Source organism: Eubacterium sp. CAG:156, from assembly GCF_000434315.1.
Classification (GTDB): Bacteria; Bacillota; Clostridia; order Lachnospirales; family Lachnospiraceae; genus Eubacterium_U; species Eubacterium_U album.
This window is the reverse complement of record NZ_FR878142.1, coordinates 104,027-106,960: the sequence shown is the minus strand read 5'-3', so window position 1 is coordinate 106,960 and position 2,934 is coordinate 104,027. Positions and strand designations below refer to the sequence as shown.

Here is a 2,934-nt window from a genome sequence, read left to right as displayed (position 1 = left end):
CCAATATGCCGCCATATAATGAATTATCTTTATCTGTATAAATATCAAATTCTATTCTGTTTTTACTTTCAAAATATTTACACTCTTTTTCACAAAATAGAACATAATCCGGTTTGTGCTTTATTCTATATTTTTTACAATTCATAGCATTACCAGCAATATCATATCTGCATTTTTCGCACTGAGGAGATGCTGTTATAACAGAAGCACCGTCTCTGTACGCCTGAGCATCTATTTCCCATTTTTCTGCTAATGTCAGTATTTTTTGTTCCATAACAACTCCTTATTTTGCTATAACATCGCTTATTTACATCTATTTCAAATTTTTTAATTATCTCGTTTATTATATCTTGCATATTCTCTACCAATAGTGCTCCTTACCTCATTTTTATTGTTAACTATTGATTAATGGAGTTAATACGGTCCAATAAACATCCATATCAGACACCTCAAGATTTTCAACGATATCATATTTCAGCCTCTTCTTTTGTTCCCAATATGTAACATTCCATTTTTTCTTTTTCAACTTTTTTCAGTAAATAATTTAACAGTTTGTCAAAATTTTCCACTGTATCAATGTATTTATCTTTACTAATACTTGATATGATTTGTATTGTAACAATCTTGCCTTCACTTTTTTCAAAAATAACTTTGTCAATGTCTTGAACATAATATTTTCTTCTTAATCCATACCACTTTTTTATAACAATCTTATTGCCATAAACATATAATTTGGGTGCAAATGCTATATATTGAAACAGTGCTATTCCACCAAAGAAAATCATGAAAAAAATTGATGCTATTATTGAGACATTAACCGGCTTTTTTTCAATGCAGTACAAACTAATTGGTCCCCAAAGTACTCCAATAAAGAGAATAGAAAAAAGTACAACAAGACGCATATAATAGCGTGTATAAACTTTAATATCATATTTATTTCTTCTCATAATTTTAAACTCCTTTATTAGCTGCACTTTTATCGTCAATTCCCGTAATCAAAATCTCTATCTTATTAAACCTTTCATCATTGAGATTTTTTGCCAAAGACTCACCATCTAAATTAAAACCTATTAATCGTCCTTTTTTATACTTCAAATTTACAATTACTTTTTTATCTTTTGTTTCTTCCAAAACTTTAATCATATCCTCATAATCATTACGGTCATACATTTTTAAGTCAGACAAAACAAATGTAGCAGATAAAAATTTCATTTCACCATCAATTTCACCGTAAGCTTCAATAGTGATTCCACCTGCTTCTATATCCTCTTTGTTTTTTATGTAACAAAATGGTAACTCCATTTTTATGTACTTATTTTTACCAAATAACCTCATAATTGCCCTCCTAACATTATTTCGCACACAGCTATTATAATCATTGTGTATTATAGCATGAATATCTTGTTACAAACACGTCTTTTCTATTTTTCTTACCAGATTGCTCTTGCTATTTCAAAAATAAAACCCCTCCTATGCTGAGCCTGGCACATACTGCCATTATCTCATTAGCATAGGAGGGGGTTATTTGATTCCATATTTTTTTCACACTGTTAGATTCAATGTCATTATAATCCATATTGTTGAACCCACGTCATCTGAAATAAAATATACATTACTTATGACAAATGATATCATTACTGCATGTCTAATTCTTTTAATTTCTTTCGTATTATTTTTCCATTAAAAGTTCTTGGAATTTCATCTATAACTTCAAAAACTTTTGGAACTTTAAACGCTTCAAGCTTATTTAGCATAAATTTTGCAATTTCTTTCTGATCAAATTCGCATCCTTCATTCATTACGACAAAAAGTTTTGGTGCTTCACCTGTAATTTCATCTTTAATAGGAATACATGCGCAATCTTTGATTTTTTCATGCGTTACAACAACTTCTTCTATTTCCGTAGGAGCAATCTTTAGTCCACCCATATTGATAACATCACCTTTTCTTCCAAGAAGATATACGAGACCATCTTCTCCAACATATCCTAAATCATTTGTGTAAATGTTTCCATTTTCCAATGCTTCCTTTGTAATTTCAGGCTCTTTATAATATCCGCGCATATTCATGTCACCCTTAAATGCCATATATCCCGGATTTTTAAATGATGCTTCAATCTCGTTTCTATTTTCATCCACAAAGAAAATTGTAGTATTAACTGTAGTTCTTCCGATACAGTTTTTCTTATCAGCATATTTATTAAATTCAAGGATTACTGTACACCCTGATTCTGTAGCACCATATGTGTTATAAAGTCTTACAGTAGGAAACATCTTAGTTAATAATTCCTTATCTGCTTCTGACAATGGTGCTGAACCCATTTGAATATAATTAAACTGACTGTCATATGTTGCAAATCTATCTTTTGCAAATTTTAAAACCATATCTAATATTGCAGGAACAAATGTAATAGCTGTAATTTTATAATTATCAAGCAGCTTAAAGAAATCTTCCACAAATACAAAGCCGTCTGTCAAAATGGCTGTACTTCCATTGTACATTGCTCCATAAAATCTTCTAATTGCTAAAGAATGATTAATCGGAGTTGAAAGCAATTCCACCTCATCTTTGCCCATTTCAACGCTGTCTATAACATTTTGTGCAATAGCAATATCTGTCTTAAATGTAACTTCTATTCCTTTTGATTTTCCTGTTGTACCTGTTGTAAATAAAATCTCGGCCAACTGATTCGACTTAGGCATTTCAAATGTTTCTATTGGGCTTGTCTTATCCGTCACAATTTTAAGCAATTCTTTTAAGCTTATATTTTTCACATTTTCATTATTCACAGGTTTTTCTGCCACATAAACATCTGCCTCAACAAACTTCATAATTTCAAGAATTCTATCATCTTTTACTGCTTTTTCAAGAGGAAGATATGCAGCTCCTGCTAACTGTATTCCAAGTGCTGCCACAAGATATTCCACCTTCTGA

The 2,934-nt window shown here is 30.6% G+C and carries 3 protein-coding genes and 1 pseudogene; all 4 read right to left on the bottom strand.

Annotated elements, in window-relative coordinates; all coding sequences use genetic code 11:
* Positions 1 to 274 (bottom strand): annotated as a pseudogene (locus ABMA45_RS02760) (hypothetical protein); the annotation flags it as partial.
* A 193-nt stretch (positions 275 to 467) separates the two neighbouring features.
* Positions 468 to 947 carry a hypothetical protein gene (locus ABMA45_RS02755; RefSeq protein WP_022088355.1) on the bottom strand — a complete coding sequence of 160 codons (480 nt, stop codon included), beginning with the start codon at positions 945 to 947 and terminating at the stop codon, positions 468 to 470.
* Between the two features lie 4 nt (positions 948 to 951).
* Complete coding sequence (locus tag ABMA45_RS02750) at positions 952 to 1,335, bottom strand: hypothetical protein (protein ID WP_022088354.1); 384 nt, start codon at positions 1,333 to 1,335, stop codon at positions 952 to 954.
* Between the two features lie 299 nt (positions 1,336 to 1,634).
* Positions 1,635 to 2,934 (bottom strand): class I adenylate-forming enzyme family protein (locus ABMA45_RS02745; RefSeq protein WP_348029901.1); only part of this gene is annotated, 1,300 nt, incomplete at its 5' end.